The 22,298-nt window shown below is 71.6% G+C and carries 22 protein-coding genes; 6 read left to right on the top strand and 16 right to left on the bottom strand.

From position 1 onward, the window contains the following. Positions 1 to 4: 4 nt before the first annotated feature. From OHT77_RS41325 to OHT77_RS41285, 9 genes are all read right to left on the bottom strand, one after another. On the bottom strand, positions 5 to 700 hold the full coding sequence (locus OHT77_RS41325) for a response regulator transcription factor (protein WP_328833481.1): 696 nt from the start codon (positions 698 to 700) through the stop codon (positions 5 to 7). After that, positions 691 to 2,028, bottom strand: coding sequence for a sensor histidine kinase (locus OHT77_RS41320; RefSeq protein WP_328833480.1), 1,338 nt, complete (start codon positions 2,026 to 2,028; stop codon positions 691 to 693). Before OHT77_RS41320 ends, OHT77_RS41325 begins: the two co-directional genes overlap by 10 nt. A gap of 9 nt (positions 2,029 to 2,037) precedes the next feature. Then, positions 2,038 to 2,721, bottom strand: coding sequence for a TetR/AcrR family transcriptional regulator (locus OHT77_RS41315; RefSeq protein WP_328833479.1), 684 nt, complete (start codon positions 2,719 to 2,721; stop codon positions 2,038 to 2,040). After that, complete coding sequence (locus OHT77_RS41310; protein ID WP_328833478.1) at positions 2,688 to 4,694, bottom strand: CocE/NonD family hydrolase; 2,007 nt, start codon at positions 4,692 to 4,694, stop codon at positions 2,688 to 2,690. Before OHT77_RS41310 ends, OHT77_RS41315 begins: the two co-directional genes overlap by 34 nt. Beyond that, a complete protein-coding gene (locus tag OHT77_RS41305) occupies positions 4,691 to 6,421 on the bottom strand; it encodes an ABC transporter ATP-binding protein (protein WP_328833477.1) in 1,731 nt (576 codons plus the stop codon). The genes OHT77_RS41310 and OHT77_RS41305 overlap by 4 nt, the downstream gene beginning before the upstream one ends. Further along, complete coding sequence (locus tag OHT77_RS41300; protein ID WP_328833476.1) at positions 6,421 to 7,308, bottom strand: ABC transporter permease; 888 nt, start codon at positions 7,306 to 7,308, stop codon at positions 6,421 to 6,423. The genes OHT77_RS41305 and OHT77_RS41300 overlap by 1 nt, the downstream gene beginning before the upstream one ends. Next, positions 7,305 to 8,261 carry an ABC transporter permease gene (locus OHT77_RS41295; protein ID WP_328833475.1) on the bottom strand — a complete coding sequence of 319 codons (957 nt, stop codon included), beginning with the start codon at positions 8,259 to 8,261 and terminating at the stop codon, positions 7,305 to 7,307. Before OHT77_RS41295 ends, OHT77_RS41300 begins: the two co-directional genes overlap by 4 nt. A 2-nt stretch (positions 8,262 to 8,263) precedes the next feature. Next, the gene (locus OHT77_RS41290; RefSeq protein WP_328833474.1) at positions 8,264 to 9,847 is read right to left on the bottom strand and encodes an ABC transporter substrate-binding protein; all 1,584 of its coding nucleotides are present in this window, start codon (positions 9,845 to 9,847) and stop codon (positions 8,264 to 8,266) included. 331 nt (positions 9,848 to 10,178) lie between these two features. Next, positions 10,179 to 10,682 carry a VOC family protein gene (locus OHT77_RS41285; RefSeq protein ID WP_328834481.1) on the bottom strand — a complete coding sequence of 168 codons (504 nt, stop codon included), beginning with the start codon at positions 10,680 to 10,682 and terminating at the stop codon, positions 10,179 to 10,181. Between the two features lie 219 nt (positions 10,683 to 10,901). Between OHT77_RS41285 and OHT77_RS41280 the strand changes: the two genes are divergently transcribed. Both OHT77_RS41280 and OHT77_RS41275 read left to right on the top strand, forming a co-directional pair. Next, positions 10,902 to 11,555, top strand: coding sequence for a ClpP family protease (locus tag OHT77_RS41280; RefSeq protein ID WP_328833473.1), 654 nt, complete (start codon positions 10,902 to 10,904; stop codon positions 11,553 to 11,555). A 1-nt stretch (position 11,556) separates the two neighbouring features. After that, positions 11,557 to 12,159 carry a ClpP family protease gene (locus OHT77_RS41275; protein ID WP_328833472.1) on the top strand — a complete coding sequence of 201 codons (603 nt, stop codon included), beginning with the start codon at positions 11,557 to 11,559 and terminating at the stop codon, positions 12,157 to 12,159. A gap of 13 nt (positions 12,160 to 12,172) precedes the next feature. Here OHT77_RS41275 and OHT77_RS41270 read toward each other — a convergent pair whose 3' ends face one another. Then, positions 12,173 to 12,565, bottom strand: coding sequence for a helix-turn-helix domain-containing protein (locus OHT77_RS41270; RefSeq protein ID WP_266774917.1), 393 nt, complete (start codon positions 12,563 to 12,565; stop codon positions 12,173 to 12,175). A gap of 87 nt (positions 12,566 to 12,652) precedes the next feature. On the opposite strand from OHT77_RS41270, the gene OHT77_RS41265 reads away from it, so the two are divergent. Further along, positions 12,653 to 13,432 carry a class I SAM-dependent methyltransferase gene (locus OHT77_RS41265; RefSeq protein ID WP_328834480.1) on the top strand — a complete coding sequence of 260 codons (780 nt, stop codon included), beginning with the start codon at positions 12,653 to 12,655 and terminating at the stop codon, positions 13,430 to 13,432. Positions 13,433 to 13,436: 4 nt separating this feature from the next. Here OHT77_RS41265 and OHT77_RS41260 read toward each other — a convergent pair whose 3' ends face one another. Together OHT77_RS41260 and OHT77_RS41255 are read right to left on the bottom strand one after the other, a co-directional pair. Further along, positions 13,437 to 13,898 carry an ATP-binding protein gene (locus OHT77_RS41260; RefSeq protein ID WP_328833471.1) on the bottom strand — a complete coding sequence of 154 codons (462 nt, stop codon included), beginning with the start codon at positions 13,896 to 13,898 and terminating at the stop codon, positions 13,437 to 13,439. A gap of 83 nt (positions 13,899 to 13,981) precedes the next feature. Further along, a complete protein-coding gene (locus OHT77_RS41255; RefSeq protein ID WP_328833470.1) occupies positions 13,982 to 15,220 on the bottom strand; it encodes a DUF6777 domain-containing protein in 1,239 nt (412 codons plus the stop codon). 161 nt (positions 15,221 to 15,381) lie between these two features. Here OHT77_RS41255 and OHT77_RS41250 point away from each other — a divergent pair, with 161 nt between their 5' ends. Both OHT77_RS41250 and OHT77_RS41245 read left to right on the top strand, forming a co-directional pair. Continuing rightward, entirely contained in the window at positions 15,382 to 16,671 is a 1,290-nt protein-coding gene (locus OHT77_RS41250; protein ID WP_328833469.1) for a streptophobe family protein, read from the top strand. Between the two features lie 31 nt (positions 16,672 to 16,702). Continuing rightward, positions 16,703 to 17,116: a nuclear transport factor 2 family protein gene (locus OHT77_RS41245; RefSeq protein WP_328833468.1), complete on the top strand. Its 414-nt coding sequence runs from the start codon at positions 16,703 to 16,705 to the stop codon at positions 17,114 to 17,116. 74 nt (positions 17,117 to 17,190) lie between these two features. Here the strand turns inward: OHT77_RS41245 and OHT77_RS41240 are convergent, their stop codons facing one another. The 4 genes from OHT77_RS41240 to OHT77_RS41225 all read right to left on the bottom strand — a co-directional run bounded on the left by OHT77_RS41240 (position 17,191) and on the right by OHT77_RS41225 (position 21,543). Next, positions 17,191 to 18,171, bottom strand: a complete 981-nt coding sequence (locus tag OHT77_RS41240) for a serine/threonine-protein kinase (RefSeq protein WP_328833467.1) — start codon at positions 18,169 to 18,171, stop codon at positions 17,191 to 17,193. Next, on the bottom strand, positions 18,161 to 18,706 hold the full coding sequence (locus OHT77_RS41235; RefSeq protein ID WP_328833466.1) for a hypothetical protein: 546 nt from the start codon (positions 18,704 to 18,706) through the stop codon (positions 18,161 to 18,163). Before OHT77_RS41235 ends, OHT77_RS41240 begins: the two co-directional genes overlap by 11 nt. 11 nt (positions 18,707 to 18,717) lie before the next feature. Then, positions 18,718 to 21,060 carry an ABC transporter ATP-binding protein/permease gene (locus OHT77_RS41230; protein WP_328833465.1) on the bottom strand — a complete coding sequence of 781 codons (2,343 nt, stop codon included), beginning with the start codon at positions 21,058 to 21,060 and terminating at the stop codon, positions 18,718 to 18,720. A 72-nt stretch (positions 21,061 to 21,132) separates the two neighbouring features. After that, positions 21,133 to 21,543 carry a hypothetical protein gene (locus OHT77_RS41225; RefSeq protein ID WP_266774909.1) on the bottom strand — a complete coding sequence of 137 codons (411 nt, stop codon included), beginning with the start codon at positions 21,541 to 21,543 and terminating at the stop codon, positions 21,133 to 21,135. 369 nt (positions 21,544 to 21,912) lie between these two features. On the opposite strand from OHT77_RS41225, the gene OHT77_RS41220 reads away from it, so the two are divergent. After that, positions 21,913 to 22,296, top strand: coding sequence for a nuclear transport factor 2 family protein (locus OHT77_RS41220; RefSeq protein WP_328833464.1), 384 nt, complete (start codon positions 21,913 to 21,915; stop codon positions 22,294 to 22,296). Positions 22,297 to 22,298 lie beyond the last annotated feature (2 nt).

The raw sequence follows: 22,298 nt of genomic DNA, 5'->3' as shown, positions 1-22,298 counted from the left end.
CCGCTCACGAGCCGAGGTGGGCGAGGACGGCGAGGACCCTCCGGTGCCGGCTGTCGTCGGGCGGCAGGCCGAGCTTGGCGAAGACGTTCCCGATGTGCTTCTCCACCGCGCTGTTGGAGAGCGCCAGCCGGTGGGCGATGGCGGTGTTGGAATGCCCTTCGGCCATCAGCGCCAGGAGCTGCCGCTCACGCGGGGTCAGCGCCGCCAGCGGGGCCTTGCGGCGCTGTCCGGCCAGCAGTCGGGAGACGACCTGGGGGTCGAGCACCGTCGCGCCGCGTGCGACCCGGGCCAGGGCGTCCAGGAACTCCTCGACGCGGGCGACCCGGTCCTTCAGCAGATAGCCGACCGCGCCGGAGCCGTCCGCGAGCAGCTCGGCGGCGTAAGACTCCTCGACGTACTGGCTGAGCACCAGGACGGGGGTGCCGGGCAGTTGTGCGCGGACGCTGATCGCCGCGCGGAGGCCCTCGTCGGTGTGGGTCGGCGGCATGCGTACGTCGACGACCGCCACGTCCGGGCGGTGGGTGAGCACGGCTTCGACCAGGGCGGGACCGTCGCCGACCGCGGCGACCACCTGGTGGCCGTCGTCGGTGAGCAGGCGGACCAGGCCCTCGCGGAGCAGCACCGCGTCATCGGCCAGGACGATGCGCAGCGGCTCGCGGGGCGCGCGGTCGTGAACCTCTTCGGCCGGGGTCAGTGACATGGCAGTTCTCCGGTGATCGTCGTCGGGCCGCCGTCGGGGCTGGCGGTCAGCAGGCGCCCGCCGACCGCGTGGAGTCTGTCGTCCAGGCCCCGTAGTCCGTGTCCCTTGGCCACGGCCGCGCCGCCCACACCGTCGTCCGTCACCCAGACCCGCAGGACGCCCTCGTCGTGGCGCAGGCCGATGGCGCACCGGTCGGCGTGGCTGTGTTTGGCCACGTTGGTGAGGGCTTCGGCGACCAGGAAGTACGCGGCCGTCTCGATCGCGGGCTCCGGCCGGCGGTCCAGGGGGCCGAGGTCGAGGTCGACGGGTACGACACAGCGGGCGGCCAGCGCGGAGAGCGCCGCCGACAGGCCCCGGTCGGCGAGGATCGGCGGGGCGATGCCGCGTGACAGGGCCCGTAGCTCCTCCAGCGTCTCCTGCGCCTGGACGAGCGCGTCGGCGAGTGCCTCGCGGGCGGTGTCCGGCCTGCTGTCGAAGTGGTGCTGTGCGCGGCCCAGTTCCATCGCGAGGCGGACCAGCCGCTGCTGGGGGCCGTCGTGGATGTCGCGTTCGAGCCGGCGCAGGGCCGCCGCCTCGGCCGTGACCGCGGCGAGGGTCTGCGCGCGTGCGGTGTCCCGCTCCCGCTCCAGCCCGCTGATCCTGCGGTGCAGTGCCGACAGGTCGGAGAGCAGCGCCTTTCCCAGCCCGGTCTGGAGGTCGACGCACGCGCGGGTCACCAGGGGCAGCGTGGCGAGCATCAGGACGCCGAGGACGACGGCGAAGGCGACCCGCGAGTCCGGCGTGGTCAGCCCCAGGCTCAGCGCGATGTGGGACCGGGAACCGCCCACGAACAGGTTCATCGGCCGCAGCGACCCGGGCGACGGATACGGGCTGCGCAGCGGACAGGAGACGGCGGCCACGCCGACGAACCACCACAGCGCCGTCACCACCGACGTGACCACGACGACGGGCAGCACCAGCACCGAGTACCCCAGGTCCAGCCACAGCCCGGGGTCGGACGCGGCCGCCGCCCGCCCCGGCCGCCGTCGCGCGGCACCGGCCAGGGAGCGCACCCGGGCGATCCGCCACCGCTCCAAGTCGCCCGGACACCGCGCCAGTTCGGCGGCACCGGTCCTGATCTGCGACCCGCGCGGCGTCAGCGGGCCGACCGCGCCCAGACACAGGGCGCCGAGCGCCAGCAGCAGTCCGAACGCCGCGGTCACCGGCGCGGTCAGCAGGTACAGGGAGTCCGTCAGTGTGCGGCGCCCCCAGCGCAGCGCGCCCCGACGGCCCGACCGCCACCGGCCCGCGTCCACGCCGGTGACCAGGGGAGACAACGACTCAGCCATGCGCCCAGCCTAGGACAGCCCCAACTCCGTCTCGATCAGCCGGTTGAGGTGCCTGCGGGCGTCCTGGGTGCTCAACGGGGGTGCCTGGCGCAGCCGTTGGAGGGCGAGGCCGTCGGCGAGGGCGGCGAAGCGGACGGTGAAGCCGTCGAGGTCGTCGGAGGCGAACTCGCCGTCGGTGACGCCCCGTTGGGCCAGGGCGCGGATCTGCTGGTGCCAGGTCTCGTAGCGATGGGCCTGGCCGCCGCTGAACGCCTCGTCGGTGCCCTGTTCGCCCGCGTTCCAGTAGTCGAACCACATCCGCCAGTGCCGGTCGGTGTCCTCGGTGAAGAGCGCGTCGACGAGGAGCCGCAGCGCCTCGGCCCCGCTGGTCGCCTGCTCGGCGGCCTCGTTCAACTCGGCGTAGTAGCGCTCGATATGGAGCACCATCGCCTCGGAGAGGATCTCCTGCACACTGCCGAAGTGGTACGTCACGGTGCCGACGGAGACCCCGGCCGCCGCCGCCACGTCGCGCACGCCGACCGAGGCGTAACCGCGTTCCGCTATCAACGGCACGGCCGCCTCGACGATGAGTCGGCGGCGCACCTCGGTGGGCTGCCGGGTCCGGTCGGCGGCGGCGACCGCACGGCGCGGGGACTTCGCGGCCGGCTGCTTGGCGGCCGTCATCCCGACGTCCTCGGGGTGGTGCGGTGCCATGCGCGCTTGGCCACTGTCTCTCCGTTCGCCCGTGCTTCGACACGACTGTCCATGACGAAGTCCCCGGCCGTGGCCCGCAGCTCCGTCCGCGTCATGATCTCAGCGTCCCACTCGTCCCCGCGCCGCAGGCGGATCCGCCACTCGGACACGGCGTGCGCGGACAGCGGGTCGTCGCCGCGGATGCGGTAGGTCTCGCGCGCGCTCTCCTCGAAGCGCAGCCCGTCCGGATAGGTCCGCGACCCCCCGTAGTTGGGGTCGACCTCCAGGGTCCACTCCCCTTTGGCGACATCGTGCGTGACGAGCCGCTCGGGCGCCGCGTCGGCGGGCCGGTCGTAGGTCACGTCGAGCGGTACGGACTGCTCGGGCTCCTCGAAACGGATCCTGGACTCGACTCCGCTTTCCCGCAGGGGCAGGTGTACGGCGCTGTCGGCCGGGACGACGCGCAGCCCGCCGCGTTCGCCGTGCGGCCAGACCCACGGCCAGTAGGTGTCGGAGACGGCGAGGCGGACGCGGTGGCCTGGCGGGATCGCGTAGCCGATGCCGGTCAGCTCGAACTCGACGTCCTCGTAGGTCCCCGGTGTCCACTCCACGGCCCGGTCGCGGCCGTGCCTGCTCAGCAGGTTGAGCACGCCGCGGGTGACGAGCGTGGACGAGCCGTCCGGTGCTACGTCGCAGAGGCGGGCGATGACATGGGCGCGCGGGGTGCCGCTGTCGAGGCGGAGCCGGACGCGCGGCCGGCCGAGGATCTCGACGCGTTCGGTGAGCGGCTCGGAGTCGAAGCAGACCGAACGGCCGTCCTCCTCGCGCTGGTCCGGCGGCAGGTCGCTCGCGTTGCCGAAGGGGAAGAACCGCCCGGCGTCGAGGCCGGTGTGCTGCGGCGAGCGCACAAGGACGGGATCACTGCCCGCACCGAGCGGCCGAGCGTCCCACGTGACCTTCTCACTGGGCCAGTCGGTGTCCCCCACCCAGCGGCCCGGCAGTACGTCGTACGACGTCGCCGGCGGGACCGGGTCGGTGATCCAGGACCGCAGCAGCGGCTCGCCCATGACGCCCGTGTCGACGCCCTTGAGGTGCTGGTCCCACCAGCGCAGGGTTTCCTGGAGGAAGCCGATCGCGGGGCCGGGCGGCAGGCCCCGGTCGGGGTACTGGTGCGACCAGGGGCCGATGATGCCCCGGACCCGGTCGCCGGGCAGGTGCGCGACGAGCCGCAGCACGGCGTCCCGGTACGGGTCGTTCCAGCCGCCGACCGCGAGGACGGCCGCGTCGATGGCGGAGTAGTCCTCGCAGACGCTGCCGTGCTTCCAGTAGTCGTCGCGTTGCTGGTGGTCGAGCCAGGTGTGGAGGAAGGGTTCGAGGGCGTCGAGGCGCTCGCGCCACATCGGCACCCAGCGGTCGGCGCCGACGTTCGCGGGGTCCGGCGGGCGGGACGCGAAGGCGAGCATGGTGCCGGCCCAGGCGAGCATGTCGATGCCGAGGACGGCGCCGCCCATGTAGTGCACGTCGTTGTCGTACCGGTCGTCGGTCGAGCAGACGGTGACGATCGCCTTGAGGGGTTCGGGGGCCAGGGCGGCGATCTGGAGGGAGTTGAAGCCGCCCCAGGAGATGCCGAACATGCCGACCTTGCCGGTGCACCAGGCTTGTGCGGCAAGCCAGTTGACGACGTCGACGCCGTCGGCGAGCTCCTGCGCGTCGTACTCGTCGCCGGGCAGGCCCTCGCTGTCGCCGTGGCCCCGGATGTCGACGCGGACGGAGGCGTAGCCGTGCCCGGCGTACCAGGGGTGGCGCTGGGCGTCGCGCGGTGCGGTCCAGTCGCTCTTGCGGTACGGCAGGTATTCGAGCAGCGCGGGCACCGGGTCCGACTCGGCGTCGTCGGGCCGCCAGATGCGGGCGTGCAGCCGGGTCCTTCCGTCCCGGGTGGGGATCCAGACGTCCTCGCGGACGACCCGGCGCTCGAACTGCTCGCGGTACTTCACGAAACTCCTTCCGCCACAGGGGCGTTGAGGGGGCGCCAGCGTCGGACGCGGTGGCCGTCGGCGCCGTGGTCGGTCCAGATCTCGTCGCCATCGGCCGCGTCGGTCCAGTCGGCGGTGTCGTCGACGTAGGGCCGTGCGTCGGGGTCGGGTTCGAGGGCGGCGGCCATGAGCTGGCGGGTGTAGGGGTGCCGGGGATCGGCGAACACGGCTTCCGTGGGGCCCTCTTCGACGACGACTCCGTGGCGCAGGACGACGACCCGGTCCGCGATGCCTCGTACGACGGCCAGGTCGTGGCTGATGAACAGACACGCCAGATCGCGTTCCCGCCGCAGGTCGTCGAGGAGCCGCAGGACGTCCGCCTGGACCGACACGTCCAGGGCGGTGGTGATCTCGTCGGCGATCAGGACATCCGGTTCGCCCGCCAACGCCCGTGCGATGCCGATGCGTTGGCGCTGGCCGCCGGAGAGCTGTGCGGGCAGGCGGTCGGCGAGGGCCGGGTCGAGGCGTACGTCCGAGATGAGCCGGCGGGCCCGGTCCGTGGCCTCCGTGCGGTCGGTCACCGTGCCGAAGAAGCGCAGGGGGTGGCGGACCGCGTCGCCCACGGAGCGGCGGGGGTTGAGCGAGGTGTCGGCGTTCTGGAAGACGAGCTGCACCCGGCGCCGCAGGGACAGCGGGCGTTGCTGCGCGGGGCGGGCGAGGTCGCCGTCCGCGTGGCGCATCGTGCCGCCGGAGGGGGTGCGCAGTCCGGCGAGGGTCCACGCGAGGGTGGACTTGCCGCTGCCCGACTCCCCGACGAGGGCGAGGACTTCGCCGCGCCGGACGTCGAAGGAGACACCGTGCACGGCCCGGGTGCTGCCGTAGTCGATGGTGATGTCCTGCGCGGTGACGGCGACGGGGGCGTCGGCGGGGACCTCGGCCCTGGGCCTGACCTCCCGCTCCCCCGCTTCGCCGACGACGGCGAGCCCGGCGTCGTCGAGACGCGGCACGCTCGCCAACAGGCGGCGCGTGTAGGGGTCCTGGGGCCGGGAGAAGAGCTGCCTGGTGGGCGCCGACTCCACCACACGCCCCGAGCGCAGGACGGTCACGTCGTCGGCCATGTGGGCGACGACGCCGAGGTCGTGGCTCACCAGCACCGCGGCGAGGCCGAGTTCGTCGCGCAGGGCGGCGATCAGGTCGAGGACGCTGCGCTGGGTGACGACGTCCAGGCCGGTCGTCGGTTCGTCGAGGACCAGCACCTTGGGGCGGGCCGCGATGGCCATGGCGATGGCGACGCGCTGCTGCTGGCCGCCGGAGAGTTCGTGCGGGTAGCGGCGGGCGAGTTCGGCCGGGCGCGGCAGCCGGACCTGATCGAGGAGGTCGACGACGGGCACGTCGCCGCCCGCCTCGGCGATCTGCCGTCCGATGCGCATGGAGGGGGTGAGGGCGTGGCCGGCGTTCTGGCCGACCATGGCGACCGTGCCGCCGCGCAGCCGCCTCAACTCCCGTGCGGGCAGGGCGAAGACGTCGGCCCCTGCGACCTCGACCGAGCCGCCGGTGACCCTGGAGCCGTGGCGCAGATGGCCGAGGAGGGTCGCGGCGACGGTCGACTTGCCGCTGCCGGACTCGCCGACGAGGGCGTGCGTGCGGCCCTCGGCGACATCCAGGGACACCTCGTGCACGACGGGGATGTCCCGGCCACCCGAACGGTAGGCCACGGACAGGGAGTTGACGGACACGATCGAGGCCATCAGGAGCCCTCCCTGATCCGGTCGACGCCCCACGCCTTGGACAGGCCGTCGGCCGCGAGGTTGAGCCCGACCACGAGGGTGGCCAGGGCGATGATGGGGGCGAGGCTGGCCATCGGGACGACGGTGATGGCGGTGCGGTTCTCGGCAACCATCAGGCCCCAGTCGGGAGTTGGCGGGTCGGCGCCGAAGCCGAGGAAGGACAGCGAGGAGATCAGCAGCACGACCCAGGAGGCCCGCATCGCGAACTCCACGCACACCACGTCCGTGATGTTCGGCAGGATCTCCCTGCGCAGGATCGACCAGGTGCTCTCGCCCCGGGCGCGGGCCGCGGTCACGTAGTCGGCGGGGACCACCGCGAGGGCGGCGCCGCGCACGACGCGGACGACCTGCGGGACGTAGACGATCGCGACGGCCAGGACGATGACCGCGGGGCCGGTGCCGAGGGCGGTCACCACGACGAGGAGCGCCAGGACGGACGGGATGGACAGGATCGCGTCCAGGACGCGGCCCAGGACGTCGTCGAACCAGCCGCCGCGCAGGGCCGCCGCGCAGCCGATGACCGTGCCGAGGACGACGGTGAGGAGGGTGGCGGCGACGGAGACGCCGAGGGCGTACCGGCCGCCGTAGAGGACGCGGGCGAGGACGTCGCGGCCGTACTGGTCGGTGCCGGCCCAGTGGCTCCAACTCGGGCCGAGCAGCGCGTGGCCGGCGTCGTTGGCGATCGGGTCGTAGGAGGTGAGGAGCGGGGCGAGCAGGGCGATCAGGACGTGGACGGCGACGATCGCGAGGCCGACGAGGGCCGTGCGGGAGCTGCTCAGGGTGCGCCAGGCGCGGACGGTGCGGGCGCCGCGGACGGTCGTCGGCGGGGCGGTGTCGAGCGTGGTCATCGTGTCCTCCCTCGGGTGCGGAGCCTGGGGTTGAGGGCCATGGTGGCGAGGTCGGCCGCGAGGTTGCAGACGACGTAGACGACCGCGCTGATCAGGGCGATGGCCTGGATGGTGGGCAGGTCGCGGTTCTGCACGGAGGAGAGCATCAGCTTCCCGATGCCCGGGTAGTTGAAGACGTTCTCGACCACCGCGACCCCGCCGACCAGCCAGGCGACGTTGAGCGCGATGACGTGCAGCGTGGGCAACAGGGCGCTGGGCAGGGCGTGTCGGGTGACGACCCGCCAGGTGGAGAGGCCCTTGAGGCGGGCGGTGGTGACGTACTCGGTGGCCATCACGTCGATGACCGAGGTGCGGGCCATGCGGACGATGTAGGCGGCCATCACCACGGCGAGGGCGAGCGCGGGAAGCCATACGGCGGGCAGGAGTTGGGAGACGCTCGCGTCCGGGCCGTAGAGGACGACCGCCGGGAACCACGGGAGGGCGACCGAGAAGCACAGGACGAGGACGGTGGCGACGACGAACTCGGGGACGCTCATGCCGACGAGGCTGACGGTGGAGATGACGTGGTCGGGCCAGCGGTCGCGGTAGAGGCCCGCGAGGATGCCGAGGACGATCGATCCGGTGACCGCGAAGAGGACGGTGACGAGGGCGATCAGCGCCGAGTTGCCGAGATACATGGACACTTCGTCGCCGACGGCCTTGCCGGAGACGAGGGAGGTGCCGAAGTCGCCGTGCAGCGCGCCCCACACCCAGTGGCCGTACCGCTCCCAGGCGGGCTGGTCGAGGTTGAGCTTGCTGCGCAGGGCGGCCACGGCGTCCGGGGTCGCGTCCTTGCCGAGGATCTGGGTGGCGACGTCGCCGGGGAGGGCCTGGACGGCGAGGAACACGAGGATGGACGACAGGAACAGGGTGCCAACTGCGGCCGCGATACGGCGGGTTATGAAGGAGAGCATGGTCAGGCTCCCTTCAGGCCGATGTTGAGGTAGTCGAACTCGAAGCCGTGCTCGGCGTAGCCGCGCACCTTGCGGGAGATGCCGACGAGCCGGTCGGCGAACATCGGGGTCATCGCCCCGCCTCTCTCGATCACCAACGTCTGTGCCTCGCCGTAGAGTTCGCGCCGCTTGGTGTCGTCGGTCTCGGCGCGCGCCCGGTCGAGCACCGCGTCGAAGCCCTTGTCGGACCAGGCGGTCTCGTTGTAGGAGGAGCCGCTGCGGAAGATCTGGGTGAAGAGCTGGTCGACGGGCCGCCCGGTGAACCAATAGGTGGCCATCAGCGGCTTCTTCATCCAGATCTGCGTGTAATACGAGTCCGCCGAGGCCGTCTTGACCCTGATCCTGATGCCCGCGCGCTTCGCCGAGTCCTGGTAGGCGAGCGCCATCGGCGTGAACAGCGGGTCGTAGGACGAGGTGTAGAGGTCCATCGCCAGACCCTCGTGACCCGCCTGCTTGAGCAGGTACTTGGCCTTCTCCGGGTCGTGCTTCGGGTGCGCTGCGATGTGCGCGGGGTCGCTCGGCGGCACGGGGTTGTCCCAGCCGGCGGTGCCGGCGCCCTGGAGGGCGACCTGCACGACGTGGTCGGGGTCGTAGGCGAGCTTCATGGCCTGGCGGACGCGGACGTCGGTGAAGGGCTTCTCGGTGGTGAGCATCGGGAGGACGTACCACTGGGCGTCCTTCACACGGGCGATGGTCGCGCGGTCGGAGGCGGCGACCACGCGGGCGGTCGCGAAGTCGAGGTTGGTCTGCGAGAGGAGGTCGACCTGCCCTGCCAGCAAGGCGTTCGAGCGGGCCGACATGTCGGCGACCGAGTAGAAGGCGATCGCGTCGAGGACCGGGCGGCCGGCCCAGTGGTCCTTGTTCGCGGTGACGCGGCCGGGGCCCGCCGGGGCGAAAGACTCCAGTTTGAAGGGGCCGGTGCCGATGCCGGTGCGGCCGATGGACTTCGCGCTGCCATCGGGTACGACGTAGCAGTTGTAGTGCGTCAGCAGGCTCGGGAACTCGGCGTTGGGCGTCTTCAGCGGCACGACGAGGGTGTGCGCGTCGGGCGTGCCCAGCTTCGCGGGGTCGATGAGCGGGGCGAGGACCGCGGCCTGCGGGGACGCCGTCGCCTTGTCGAGGATGTGGCGCAGCGTGTACGCGGCGTCGGCGGAGGTGAAGGCGCGGCCGTTGTGGAAGGTGACGCCCTTGCGCAGCCGGAAGGTCCAGGTGCGGGCCTTGGCGTCGGTCTCCCAGGACTCGGCGAGGTCGGGGGCGAGTTCGCCGTTGGCGGCGACGCGGACGAGCCGGTTGTAGAGGGCGCCCAGGTACTCGTAGGCGGACAGGGAGCTGGCCGGGTCGAGGGTCTCGGCGTCGGAGGCGGGCGGCCGGGCGATGCGCAGGGTGCCGCCGCGGTCGGGGGCGCCCTTTTGGGCGGCGGCCGGCAGGACGGGGGCGGCCTCCGCCCCGCTGCAGCCGGTCAGCAGCCAGGACCCGCCGAGCGCGGCGGCCGAGGCGACGCCCGCGGCGAGCACCGACCGGCGGCCCGGGTGATGGATGTCGGACATGTACCGACCGTCCTTGTCGCTATTCGTTCAGCCGAACGATTGAGTGAAGTTGGTGAACGATAACGAGGGGATGGTTTCCCGCCAACCCTTTGGGCGCGGAAATTAACGTCCGAAACGCACTGGTTACGAGGGGAGGCCGCGCGGGATGCGGACCTCTGGGTCAACTCCCTTCTCTGCAGGCCCTGTTGACGTCAGACGGCGCAGGCATGTCATGAACGATGCTCAGCATGTCGGACGACGTTCGACATCCCGAACAAAAAGCAGCGCGCCGACGCCGCCGACATGGCGGCACCGGCGCGAAAAACGTCCGCTGCCCGGCCTGGTCCGGCCGTCACTCCCCCGCGAACGCCTTCTCCAGCGCGGCGAGGTCGAACTTGCCCATCGCCATGAAGGACTCCGTCGCACGGGCGACCTTCGCGGGGTCCGGGTCGGTGATCATCTCGATGAGCCGGCTGGGGACGACCTGCCAGGAGACCCCGAACTTGTCCTTGAGCCAGCCGCACGGGCCGGGCTCGCCGCCGTCGGTGAGCTTGGTCCAGTAGTAGTCGATCTCCTCCTGGTTCTCACAGGGGATCTGGAACGAGATCGCCTCGGTGAACTTGAACTCGGGGCCGCCGTTCAGCCCCACGAACTTCTGCCCGAAGGCCGTGAACTCGACGGTGAGCACGGAGCCCGCCGGCTGCGGGGCGCCCTCGCCGTAGCGGCTGACGCGGCCGATGCTGGAGTTCTTGAAGATCGACACGTAGTGGTGGGCGGCTTCCTCGGCCTGACCCTCGAACCAGAGGCAGGTGGTGAATCCGTCGGTGCGGGCGTCGGTGGTCATGCGGTCCTCCATGGGCTGCGGGGCATCGAACACGGTCATCTGTATCGACCCCGGCCCGCCCCGAAACTCATCGGTGGACCGGAGACCCGTCGGACCGGCGGCGGGTTCCGGCCGCCCCCTCTGCTCACGGCGAATCTGCTGAGGGCCTAGAAACCCCCAGGCGGGGGCGTTGTCGGCCGACAGTGGAGACAGATCACGACACACCTTCGACATCCTCGACAAGGAGTGCCCATGTCTCCCCTCACGGCCGGTTTCGCGCCGGCCCTCATGCCCCGCGCCGAGGAGGGCGACACCCCGTCGTCCCGCTTCGACGACCATCTCGCCGCCCAACTGCTGGGCCAGCGCATCGTGTTCCTCGGCACCCAGGTCGACGAGGTCTCCGCGAACCGGGTCTGCGCGCAGCTGCTGCTCCTGTCCGCCGAGGACCCGCGCACGGACATCAGCCTGTACATCAACAGCCCCGGCGGCTCGGTGACGGCGGGCCTCGCAATCTACGACACGATGCAGCTGATCCCGAACGACGTCGCCACGCTGGCCATGGGTTTCGCGGCCAGCATGGGCCAGTTCCTGCTCAGCGTCGGCACCCGGGGCAAGCGCTACGCCCTCCCCCACGCGCGGGTCATGATGCACCAGCCGTCGGCGGGCATCGGCGGCACCACCGCCGACATCGAGATCCAGGCGGAGAACCTGGACTTCACCAAGCGGACCATCGAGCGGCTGACCGCGCAGCACACGGGCCAGAGCGAGGAGACGATCTCCCGCGACGGCGACCGCGACCGCTGGTTCACGGCCGAGCAGGCCAAGGAGTACGGCATGGTGGACCGGGTCGTCGCCTCCCTGGACGACGTCCGCCCGGCCGCCTCGAAGCGACGGATGGGGCTCTGACATGGGGACGTACACGATTCCGAACGTCGTCGAGCGCACCCCGAACGGCGAGCGTTCGTACGACGTGTTCAGCCGGCTGCTGTCCGAGCGGATCATCTTCCTCGGCACCGACATCGACGACGGCGTCGCCAACGTCGTCATCGCGCAACTCCTCCATCTGGAGTCGTCGTCGCCGGAGAGCGAGATCGCGATCTACATCAACTCGCCCGGAGGATCGTTCACTTCACTGATGGCGATCTACGACACGATGACGTACGTCCAGGCCCCGATCTCGACGTTCTGCGTCGGCCAGGCCGCGTCGACGGCGGCGGTGCTGCTGGCCGGCGGGGACCCGGGGCGCCGGTTCGTCCTGGAGCACGCGCGCGTGCTGCTCGGTCAGCCCGCGACCGGCGGGCAGCGCGGCATGGTCTCCGATCTCGCCCTCCAGGCCAAGGAGATGGTGCGGATCCGCTCCCAGGTGGAGGAGGTGCTGTCCCGGCACACCCACCACGACATCCCCACGCTGCGCGCCGACATGGACCGGGACAAGGTGTTCACCGCTCAGGAGGCCGTGGCGTACGGCCTCGCCGACGAGGTGGTCAGCCGACGCCTCGGCCAGGCCTGAGCGATCCGGTCCGTCAGGCGGCGACCAGGCTGAGCTGTGCGTTGTAGGGCGAAGTGACCCTGCCCTGACGCCTGTTGCGGTGCTGGCTCAGCTCGTCCCGGGCCAGCGACAGCAGGTCGCCGAGGTCGAGTCCGAGGGCGTGGGCGGCGGCCGCGAGGACCTCCGAGGAGGCCTCCTTGCGGCCCCGCTCCACCTCCGAGAGATACGGCATGGAGATCCGGGCGGCGTCGGCGACGTCCTTCAGGGTGCGCTCCTGGGCGAGCCGCTCCTGTCGCAGGACATCACCCACCAGGTCGCGCCACAGGGGTTCCTTGGGGGCGGGGACCTGCGGCTCGGGCAGGTGGGGGGCCGGCTCGTGCGGGCGCAGGGGGATCACGCGGGCTTGGTTCGGCGCTTGGTTGGTCACCCTCTCAGACTAAAAGCGCTGGACGTCAGGGGAAGGGGTCAGCATTCTGCCCTGGGTGGAATCACCGAGGTGAAGGGTGTCGGAACGGTGCTGCGCGACACGTTCGACGGAGAAGCCGAGCGCTACGACCGGGCCCGGCCCCGGTATCCGCGCCCGCTGGTCGAGGAACTGGCCCGCACGGCGGGCCTCGGCCCGGACAGCCGCGTCCTGGAGATCGCCCCGGGGACCGGCCAACTCACCGTCCCGCTGGCCGGGTTCGGGTGCCGGCTGACCGCCGTGGAGCTGGGCCCCTCACTCGCCGCGGTGGCCCGGCGGAATCTGGACACGTTCCCGCGGGTGGACGTACAGGTCGCGGACTTCGAGCTGTGGGAGATTCCGGACGAGCTGTTCGACCTGGTGGTGATCGCGACGGCATACCACTGGTTCGATCCCGGCCTGTTCCTCGCGAAGGCGGCGTCCGCGCTGCGTCCCGGCGGGCGGCTCGCGGTCGTCACGACGCACCATGTGGCGGGCGGCACGCAGGACTTCTTCGACCGGACGCAGGAGTGCTACGAACGCTGGGACCCGGCCACTCCGCCCGGTTTCCGGAGTCCCACCGAGGACGAAACGGCAACGGACACACGGGAGTTCGAGGGCTCCGTCCACTTCGAGGACGTCACGGTGTGGCGGGGCGCGCAGGAGATCACGTACACGACGGAGGAGTACCTCGACGTCGTGCTCACGTATTCGAACCATCTCGCGCTGGACGAGCCCGCGCGCCTGGGCCTGCTGGGCTGCCTCCGGGAGCTGCTGGAGACGCGGCACGGCGGCCGGGTCACCAAGCGCTATCTGCACGAGCTGATCACGGCCACCCGGACCGGGGCCTGACCGTCTAGCGGTCCTCGCCCGCGAGGTGCACGACGGCGCGCACCCGCTTGCCGACCGGTACCCGTTCGACGGTCACCTGCGTGGCCACGGCGTGGACTATCTCCAGGCCGTGCCGGCCGATGCGCTCGGGGTCCCGGGCGAAGAGCCGGGGCAGGGCGACGCTGCTGTCGCAGACGGACACCGTCACCGAGGTGTCCGTGCCCTCCAGCTCCAGGATGTACGGGCCGTTGCTGTGCCGGTCCGCGTTGGTGACCAACTCGCTGACCAGCAGGAGCAGTTCGCCGTCGGACTGGTCGTCGATCGTGGCGCACCACTCGGTTCTGAGCTGTTCGAGGAACTGGTGCGTGAAGTGGCGGGCCGCTGAGATGCAGCCCGGTTCGCCGGTGTAGTGCGCCGCCCGCCGCAGCGGTTCCACGGGCACGTCGAAACGAGTCGGTATCACTACCCCGTCCCGGTGGTCGATCATGCGTGTCTCTCTCGGAAGGCGGCTCTGCCGGTCGCTGTCGTATCAGTGCTCGTACCCAGCACCACGCCCGGCAGTCCCCCCGATCAGAGTGACGGTGAAATCGACTGGGACGAAACCGGCGCGCTGACCGTCGAGGCGGACGTCGTCGTCTCGTCCGACGCGGCCGAATCGGAGGGGGAGGAAGCGTCGGAAGAGGCTGATGAGGCTGATGAGGACTCCGTCGACGGCGGCTCGGAGGACGGGGTGTCCGAACCCGGCGACGAGGACGACGGCGAGGACGGTGCGCTCGACGACGGCGGGCAGGGGCTCGGGGACGTGCCGGGCGTTCCCGGTGTGCCCGGGGCCTTGGAGGCGCACGGCGACGGGGAGTCGGAGGACGGTGACGTCGGCGGCGACACGGAGGGGCTGGCCGGGTTCACCGGCGGCGGGGTCCTGTGGTCGTGCTTCCCCGTGTCGCCGTGGTGGCGGCCGAACCAGTGGCCGTTGTGGGGGTCGTAGATCACGAAGATGTTGATGATCTGGGGTGCGGGGGTGACCACGACGACGTTCTGCGGGCGGTACGAGGACCAGGTGTCGCCGGTGCGCTTCGGGGTGGTCTGCTGGGCGACGGGCGGCGTCAGCGGGTTGCCGCAGGCGCAGCGGACGCGGGGCAAGCCGTGGTTGTCGACGAGGACGGCGGTGCCGGCCTGGAGGACGGCCTGATAGCTGGTGGCGGTGCCGTCGCGATAGCCGTGGTTGGTGACCCGGGTGTCCATGCGCAGCTGTACGGGGGTGAGCGAGCGCAGGTAGGCGGGGACTCCGGCGGGCTGGACGCCGGCGACGGACGCGAACGCCGCGTTCTTCGCCGGGGCCGCCTGGAGGGCCTTGATCTGCTGCTCGACGTCGCAGGCGGAGACGTTCTGGGTGCCGCCGTAGAGGCCGGGGGCGCCGCCGTCGACGCCGCGTACCGCGTTCGCCGGTTCGGAGGCGGCGGGGGACGCGGTGACGGGCGGGGCGGAGTTCTCGGTCGCGCTGGACTTCGTGAACGGGTCGGGGCCCGTCTTGGCCGCGGCCTGGAGGAACACCTCGCCCTTGCTCGCCGTGTTCGTCGAGCCGCCGTCGGACCGGGTGAAGACGAGGCCCAGCACCACGGCGGCCACCACGACGGCGGTGAGGATCGCGACCCGCGGCACCGACTTCCACCAGGGCCGGTGCGGCTCCGGCGCACCGGTGCCGCCGCCCGAGGGCTGCGAGGGCGGGCCCGAAGGCGGCTGGGAGGGTCCCGACAGCGGGCCTGAGGGCGGTCCGGTGGGGCGGCCTGAAGACGGAGGTTCGACGCTCACGAGCTCTTCTTCCCGACGCGGGCTGCAAGGCCACTCGTACCGATAAGCGACCCTTTGTCCACAACGAACCCATTGTGTGCTCGGGTCATGGTCCGCCCGCAAGCCGACGCGGACGGCCCTCCCGGCGGGCGCGCTCCCCGGCCGCTGCTTAGCGTGACCGTGTGACCCCCCGAACCCCCTCCGACCAGGCAGTGGCCCGCCACGGCTGGCTCCAGGCGCTCGGCACGGTACTGGCCGGCCTGCTCACCATGGGCGTGGTCGCCGCGCTGGGCCTGTGGGCGGCGGGCGCGGCGGACCTCCCGGACGGGGCGTTCCCCCGGGTCGTCACGGCGACGGTGGTGGCCGCGGTCGGCGGCACCCTGAAACTCTCCGGGAACGCCGGCTCCCTGGCCGACACCAAAGCGGGCCTGACCGCCATCCCCCTCTCGGTGACCCTCTCCGGCGCCCTCGCGACCGCGGCAGGTTTCCTACGGCCCCTGCGGCACCGTGCGGTCGCGTCGGCGACGGAGCTCGTCGGCTGGGCCGCCCGCATCGCCGTCCTGTGGCTGCTCGGCCTGATCGGGCTGGCGCTGGGCGCGCGCCAGAAGTTCTCGATCTCCCTCGGCAGCGGCACCCTGGGCGACATCGGCGACCTGCTCGGCGCCTCCCCCGAGGTCGGCTTCGAGACGGACGTACCGCAGACCGTGCTCTACGGCCTCCTGTGGCTGGCCGGAGTCCTGATCCTCGCCCTCCTGGTGTCCCCCGGCGCGCCCCTCCCCGCCCGCCTGCTCCGCTTCCACACGGCGGTACGACCGGCCGCGTACGCGGTGGTGGCCCTCCTGCTGGCCTACGTGGCGCTCGGCGTCGTCCTGGCCCTCGTCACGGCGGCGACCCGGGGCAACGCCACCCAGACCTTCGCCCTGATCCTGCTCGGCATGCCGAACCTGGTCTGGCTGGCCCTCACCCTCGGCCTGGGCGCCACCTGGAACGGCCGCGTCGACGGCCCCTTCGGCCTCCCCGTCCCCCACCTCCTCGACGAGGTCCTGCGCACCCCGGACGTCTCCACCCTGAACCTGCACACCCTCGCCGCCCACGACGGCCGCGTGTGGTGGCTCCTGGTCCTGGACGCGGTCCTGCTCATGGCCACCGCCTTCCTGATGGCCGCGCGCTCCCCGTCCCGCGTCCGCGCCTGGCAGCACGCCGTCCACTTCGCGATCGCCCTCGCCCTGGCTGTCCTCATGATCTGCCTGGTCGGCCGCGTCTCCGCCCACTACGGCCTCTCCCTCCTCGGCATCGGCGACGTCGGCGGCGGCCTGTCCGGAGACCTGTTCCTGAAGCCCGAGGTGTGGTCGGCGGTGGGCCTGGCGGCATTGTGGGGCTTGGTGACGGGCTTCCTGGGCGCCCTGCTGGCAAAGCCGGTGCACCGGAGGGGCGTGGTGGAAATCCCGGCGCAGCCGGGGCACCGGACGTGAGAGTGTGCGCCGAGCCGAGGAAAGGGCAGACATGGCGCTGACACTCGAAGACCGCCTGGCCATCACGGAGTTGATCGCCCTGCACGGCCACCTGATCGACGAGGGCGAACTCGACCGCATGTCCGAGGTGTTCACCCCGGACGTCGAGTACGACCTCACCGACTTCACCCAGGGCACCCTCACCGGCCTCCCCCAACTCACGGCCGCCGCGCTCACGTTGGGCCCCGCGAACCCCGTCGCACACCACGTGACGAACGTGGTGATCGAGGACTCCCCGGACGGCACCGTCCGCGCCCGCTCAAAGGGCCTGGGCATCCGAACGGACGGCTCCTGCGGCTCGGTGACGTACGTGGACACCCTGGTGCGCGTGGAGGCGGGCTGGCGCATCGCAAGCCGAACGGTAAAGGCCCGCCGCACACCCCTGAACGGACCGAGCACCTCTTGACCCAGGCTCGCCCCCACCCCCCAGGGGCGCGGGGAACTGCGCGACCAGCCCCCACGCACCCGCACCCGAAAAACTCACTCACGCACCCTCAACACGGGCTCCGCCCACCGAGGAAACGCAGGAGGCCCCACATCCGGCCCCCCACCCACCCGCAGATCCACCTCGGTCGCCGCATGCCCCGCAACCTCACCCCCGCGCAACGCCGACACAAACGCCAGGCAAGACACGTACCGATCATCAGGACTCTTCGCCAACGCCTTCGCGAAAACCCCGTCGACATGCCCAGGCAACCCCGCCCGCCCCTCACTGACCGCCGGAGGCACGTCGTACTGGTGCGCCCACAGCAACGCCATGTCGTCATCCCGCCGAAACGGCGGCAGCCCCGCCAGGGTCTCGTAGGCGACACAAGCCAGCCCGTACACATCGCACCGCCCGTCGACCGGCCGCCCCGAGATCTGCTCAGGGGCCACGTAGTCGAGCGTCCCGACGAACTGTCCGACCGTCGTGAACCCGGTCAGTGACAGCGACTTCTTCGTCAGCCCGAAGTCCGTGAGATAGACGTGCTCGGGATGGTCGCTGTCGGTACCCCGCGCCACAAGGATGTTGCCGGGCTTCACATCCCGGTGGACGAGCCCGTGATCGTGCGCCGCGTCCAGCGCGGAGGCGACCTGCCCGATGATCCGCGTGGCCGTCGACAGGTCCAACGGCCCCTCCCGGTCGAGGAGATGACGCAGGTCGCTGCCGGAGACGTAGCGCATCGCGATGTACAGGACCCCGTCCGTCTCCCCCGCCTCGAAGACGGGAACGATGTGCGGATGGTCGATCGCGGCGGCGACCCGGGACTCGTGGGTGAAGCGTTTGCGGAAGGTGTCGTTGCGGGCGAGTTCGGGGGCGAGCAGCTTGAGCGCGACGGTGCGGTCGAGGCGCAGGTCGTGGGCGCGGTAGACGACCGCCATGCCGCCGCGGCCGATCTCGTCCTCGATGCGGTACCCGGCGATCTGCTGCCCGATCAGCTCGGAGGGCCGCCCGGAGAAGAGGCTCGCGTCACGGGCCATCGGTGCTCACGACCTGCGTGGGGGCGTGGCCGGGGTCGGCCGGTTCGGCGCGGGGCCCGTCGTCGGAAGCGTAGGTGCTCAGGCGGGTGCCGTCGGTGTGGACCCAGCGTTCGTGGTCGGCGTCGTAGAGCCAGACGGACTCGCCGTCGACGACCACGCCGATCCGCAGGCCCTTGGTGCGGGCCTGGAACGTGGCGCCGTCGAGGCCGCCGCCCGCGAGCTCCTCGACGGCGGCGCGGTAGCGGGCGAGGGCCTGTTCGGCGCGGGCGAGCAGGGGGCGCGGGTCGGCGGTGCGGGTGAGGGGGCCGCGGGCGGCCGGCGGGTCGTGGGCGACGGAGATGAGGTGGCGGCCGTCGACCCAGGCGGACCAGCCGTTGGAGCACAGGGCGTGGGCCCAGTCGCCGCGCCGCTCCAGCAGCTGCACGGGGAGCAGCGCGTCGAGCGGCACGGTGGGGCGGGCGGGGTCCGGGGCCTCCCAGGCGGGCATCCCGTGCTCGGGGACGACGTGGGTGGGCCGGAAGCCGGGGGTCGTCATCGCGGCGGCCCCTATTTCCGCATCACGGCGGGTTCGTGCCGCCGCAGCAGCCGGGAGACGAGGAAGCCGAAGAGCAGCGACAGCACGACGAGCATGCCCATGTTGAGCAGCCACACCCCGGCCGAGTGCCGGAACATCGGATCGCTGGTGAGCTCGCCCGGCACGATCCGGGCCAGCCCGATGGTGCCGGCCATCCCGCCGAGCGCCCACCGCGAGGGAACCAGCCAGGACAGCTGTTCCAGTCCGGGCACGCCGTGCAGCTTCAACAGGGCGCCGCAGAACACCACTTGGACGATGGCGAGCAGCACCAGCAGCGGCATCGTCACCTCCTCCTTGCGCACCAGCGCGGAGACCAGCAGGCCGAGCATCATCGCGGTGAACGACAACAGGGCGACGGCGACCGTGATCTCGATCAGGGGTGGCATCAACACCCCTTTGCCGCCCGGCGCGTTGAGGTCGACGCCGAACAGTCCGACGAGGGTGAGCACCACGGCCTGCGCCACGGTGATCGCGCCCAGGACGACGACCTTGGAGAGCAGGTACGCCGATCTGGAGAGACCGACGGCTCTCTCGCGCCGGTAGATCGCGCGTTCCTTGACGAGTTCGCGCACGGCGTTGGCCGCGCCGGTGAGCACGCCGCCGACGCACAGGATGAGCAGGGCGTTCATCGCCGTGTCCCGGGTCAGCTGGCTGCCGGCCAGCGCGCGGGCCATCGCGCCCATGACGAACGGCAGCGCGATCATGATGACGAGGAAGGTCCGGTCGGCGCCGAGGGCGGCGGTGTAGCGGCGGATGAGGGTGCCGAGCTGGGCACCGCGGCTGCGGGGTCTGGGCGGCGGCGGGGCCGCGGCGGCCGGGGCCGAGCCCACCTGGTGCGGCTGCGCGGTGGAGTTGACGATGTACTGGCGCTGGAACGGCGACTCCCTGAACTCCCCCGCCCAGTCCCGGTCCTGGTCCCGCTCGAACGCCTCGAAGGCCTCCGGCCAGTGCTCGAAGCCGAAGTAGGCGAGGGCGTCGTCGGGCGGCCCGTAGTAGGCGACCTTGCCGCCGGGCGCAAGCACCAGCAGCCGGTCGCACACGTCGAGGCTGAGGACGCTGTGGGTGACGACGATGACGGTACGGCCGTCGTCGGCGAGGCCGCGCAGCATGTGCATCACCGAGCGGTCCATGCCGGGGTCGAGTCCGGAGGTCGGTTCGTCGAGGAAGAGCAGCGACGGCTTGGTCAGCAGTTCCAGGGCCACGCTGACGCGCTTGCGCTGCCCGCCGGAGAGGCTGTGCACGGGCTGCGCGGCGCGCTGTTCGAGGCCGAGTTCACGGACGACCTCGTCGACCCGGGCCCGGCGTTCGGCCTTGGCGGTGTCCTGGGGGAAGCGGAGTTCGGCCGCGTACGACAGGGCGCTGTGCACGGTGAGCTGGGCGTGCAGGATGTCGTCCTGCGGGACGAGGCCGATGCGCTGGCGCAGTTCGGCGTAGTCGCGGTAGAGGTCGCGGCCGTCGTAGAGGACGGTGCCGCGGTCGGCGGGGCGCTGGCCGGTGAGCGCGTTGAGCAGGGTGGACTTTCCGGCGCCGCTGGGTCCGACCACGGCGAGCAGGCATTTCTCGCCGACCGGGAACGACACCTGGTCGAGGAGGACCTTGCGGCCCCGGTCGACGGCGACGGTGAGGTCCTGGACGTCGAGGGAGACCTCGCCGGTGTCGACGTACTCCTGCAGCTGGTCGCCGACGAGACAGAACGCGGAGTGTCCGATGCCGACGATGTCACCCGGCCCGACCGGGGCGCGGGCGACGGGCTGGCCGTTGAGGTAGGTGCCGTTGTGGCTGCCGAGGTCGACGATCTCGTACGTGCCGTCCGGCCCGGCCCGCAGTTCGGCGTGGCGGCGGGAGACGACCAGGTCGTCGACGACGAGGTCGTTGTCGGCGGCCCGGCCGATGCGGACGGTGCGGCTCGGCAGCGGTCGTACGGTCGTCGGTTGCCGGTAGGTGCCGGTGAAGGCGGGCATGGACACCGCCGAGGGGCGTTCCGGGGCCGGGGCGGGGCGGTCGGCGAGGACGACGCGGGGGCCGTCGGCCGGGTTGCCGAAGCGGATCACGCTGCCGGGGCCGACGCCCCACTCCTGGATGCGGCGGCCGTCTGCGTAGGTGCCGTTCGTGCTGTGCTCGTCCTCCAGCGTCCAGTGGTCGGCGTCCGGCCGCAGGACCGCGTGGTGCCAGGAGACGCGGGCGTCGTCGATGACGATGTCGCTGAGCGGGTCGCGGCCTACGTGGTAGTCGCGGCCCGGGGTCATGACCGTGGAGCCCGATTCCGTCTCCAGGAGGAGTTCGGGCGCGGTCGGCACCATCGGCCGCTCTGGCATGCACCGAATTCTACCGATTCGTTCACGTGTGCGCCCGGTCAGCGGTCAGGGGTGCGCGCTGGTCGACACGTGTCAGGCGACAGGGACGACGAGTGCCGGAACGGTCCGCTGCATCCTGAGGGCGTCGACCGACTCGGCGAGCAGTTCGTACTCGGTGGTCTCGTCGCTGATGGCGATCTGCACGAGCCGTCCGGCCGCCAACTCGTAGGCGACCTGCTCCTGTTGACCGACATCGCGGGACCAGGTGCGTAACGCGCGGGGCACGTCGGGGGCCGTGTCGGCGACCGGGACCAGGGCGCCCCTGGGGAAGCGCGGGTTCTCCGGTTGCGGGTCGAGCCGGTCGGCCATCCACACCGCGCGGTCCCGTAACCACCACAGCGCGAGCGCCAGGGTCGGGGCGCGGTAGGTTCCCAGAGGCACCCCGACGCGCTGTCCGCCGCAGGAACCGTACGCGGTGACATGGCACAGGAATTCGTCGTGCACGATCACTCCCCCGTCGCGTGTCTCGATTGCCGGTCGGGCCTCGCTTTCCATGCGGCTCTGATGGCGGCTCGGGTGGCTCAAGTGGTGCGCACGATGGCGGCTTTGCCTCGTGAAGTGATGCCCTAGCAGTCGAGTATGTTCACTCCCGAAACACTGTCACCACCACTTTTTAGCCACTCTCTTGGCATATTCACAGCCTTGTTTGGCTGAAAACCTTCGGGACCCCTTTTGTGGTGGTCTCCCGCCGTCATTACCCGAGGGGTAATCGACGTCCCGCGCGCTCCCCGGCAGGGTGGAGGCACCGGGTCGGCAGGAAGCCCGATCCGGGTCCTGACCAGTACGAACGACCTCGCTGGAGGCTGATTCACCATGTCCGCGAACACCGATCGCCACGAGAACGCCGTCGCCCGCTACTTCGAGGCCTGGAATGCGAGCGAGCCGGAGGCGCTGGCGAAGGCGGTCGCCGCCGCCTGGGCCGTCGAGGGTACCTACACCGACCCGCTGGCGGCAGTCACCGGCCATGCGGAGATCGCGGGGCTGATCGCCGGGGCGCACACGCAGTTCCCGGGATTCGTCTTCCGCCCGCTGGGAGCCGTCGACGGGCACCACGACACCGCGCGCTTCGCCTGGGAGCTGGTGAGCGGGGCCGACGGCTCGGCGCCCGTCGCCGGGTTCGACGTGATCACGCTGGACGAGGACGGCCGTATCCGCTCCGTGCTCGGTTTCCTCGACCGGGTGCCCGCGGGGGCCTGAGA

This window comes from Streptomyces sp. NBC_00252, assembly GCF_036187565.1.
In the GTDB taxonomy this organism is placed as follows: domain Bacteria; phylum Actinomycetota; class Actinomycetes; order Streptomycetales; family Streptomycetaceae; genus Streptomyces.
The sequence above is the reverse complement of the archived record's forward strand: the minus strand, read 5'-3'. Positions and strand labels throughout refer to the sequence as shown.

Excerpts from the sequence above, each read along its gene's own strand:
- OHT77_RS41325 (WP_328833481.1), bottom strand. The coding sequence starts at position 700 with ATGTCACTGACCCCGGCCGAAGAGGTTCACGACCGCGCGCCCCGCGAG.
- OHT77_RS41320 (WP_328833480.1), bottom strand. The coding sequence starts at position 2,028 with ATGGCTGAGTCGTTGTCTCCCCTGGTCACCGGCGTGGACGCGGGCCGG.
- OHT77_RS41315 (WP_328833479.1), bottom strand. The coding sequence starts at position 2,721 with ATGGCACCGCACCACCCCGAGGACGTCGGGATGACGGCCGCCAAGCAG.
- OHT77_RS41305 (WP_328833477.1), bottom strand. The coding sequence starts at position 6,421 with ATGGCCTCGATCGTGTCCGTCAACTCCCTGTCCGTGGCCTACCGTTCG.
- OHT77_RS41300 (WP_328833476.1), bottom strand. The coding sequence starts at position 7,308 with ATGACCACGCTCGACACCGCCCCGCCGACGACCGTCCGCGGCGCCCGC.
- OHT77_RS41295 (WP_328833475.1), bottom strand. The coding sequence starts at position 8,261 with ATGCTCTCCTTCATAACCCGCCGTATCGCGGCCGCAGTTGGCACCCTG.
- OHT77_RS41290 (WP_328833474.1), bottom strand. The coding sequence starts at position 9,847 with ATGTCCGACATCCATCACCCGGGCCGCCGGTCGGTGCTCGCCGCGGGC.
- OHT77_RS41285 (WP_328834481.1), bottom strand. The coding sequence starts at position 10,682 with ATGGAGGACCGCATGACCACCGACGCCCGCACCGACGGATTCACCACC.
- OHT77_RS41280 (WP_328833473.1), top strand. The coding sequence starts at position 10,902 with ATGTCTCCCCTCACGGCCGGTTTCGCGCCGGCCCTCATGCCCCGCGCC.
- OHT77_RS41275 (WP_328833472.1), top strand. The coding sequence starts at position 11,557 with ATGGGGACGTACACGATTCCGAACGTCGTCGAGCGCACCCCGAACGGC.
- OHT77_RS41260 (WP_328833471.1), bottom strand. The coding sequence starts at position 13,898 with ATGATCGACCACCGGGACGGGGTAGTGATACCGACTCGTTTCGACGTG.
- OHT77_RS41245 (WP_328833468.1), top strand. The coding sequence starts at position 16,703 with ATGGCGCTGACACTCGAAGACCGCCTGGCCATCACGGAGTTGATCGCC.
- OHT77_RS41240 (WP_328833467.1), bottom strand. The coding sequence starts at position 18,171 with ATGGCCCGTGACGCGAGCCTCTTCTCCGGGCGGCCCTCCGAGCTGATC.
- OHT77_RS41235 (WP_328833466.1), bottom strand. The coding sequence starts at position 18,706 with ATGACGACCCCCGGCTTCCGGCCCACCCACGTCGTCCCCGAGCACGGG.
- OHT77_RS41230 (WP_328833465.1), bottom strand. The coding sequence starts at position 21,060 with ATGCCAGAGCGGCCGATGGTGCCGACCGCGCCCGAACTCCTCCTGGAG.
- OHT77_RS41220 (WP_328833464.1), top strand. The coding sequence starts at position 21,913 with ATGTCCGCGAACACCGATCGCCACGAGAACGCCGTCGCCCGCTACTTC.